Origin of the sequence: Mammaliicoccus sp. G-M28 (genome assembly GCF_022386595.1) — a bacterium.
Classification (GTDB): domain Bacteria; phylum Bacillota; class Bacilli; order Staphylococcales; family Staphylococcaceae; genus Mammaliicoccus; species Mammaliicoccus fleurettii.
On record NZ_JAJNIF010000049.1, the window covers coordinates 1 to 258 of the forward strand.

Annotated in this window: 1 protein-coding gene; it reads right to left on the reverse strand. The window is 41.1% G+C overall.

Annotation, left to right across the window (positions count from 1 at the left end; genetic code table 11):
- Window positions 1-258 (reverse strand): hypothetical protein (locus LQ609_RS12640; protein WP_239734846.1); only part of this gene is annotated, 258 nt, incomplete at both ends.

Consider the following 258-nt stretch of genomic DNA (forward strand, 5'->3'; position numbering starts at 1 on the left):
CTACTTTAGATCCTGGATCAGTAGTCACTGTAATTGGATCTTTCGTACCACCTTTATCAGTTAAGTCTGTTTGAATCACAGGTTTAGTTGGTGGTGTTGTATCTTTTGATTGAACTGGACCCGAAGCATCAGACATATTTGGCGTTTCCGCATTATCCGTCGCTTTCGCTGTGATATTACCTTCAGGTAATGGTTTTGTTGGTGTGATTTCAGCTACGCCTTGATCATTTGCGATACCTTCACCAATCTTATTGCCAT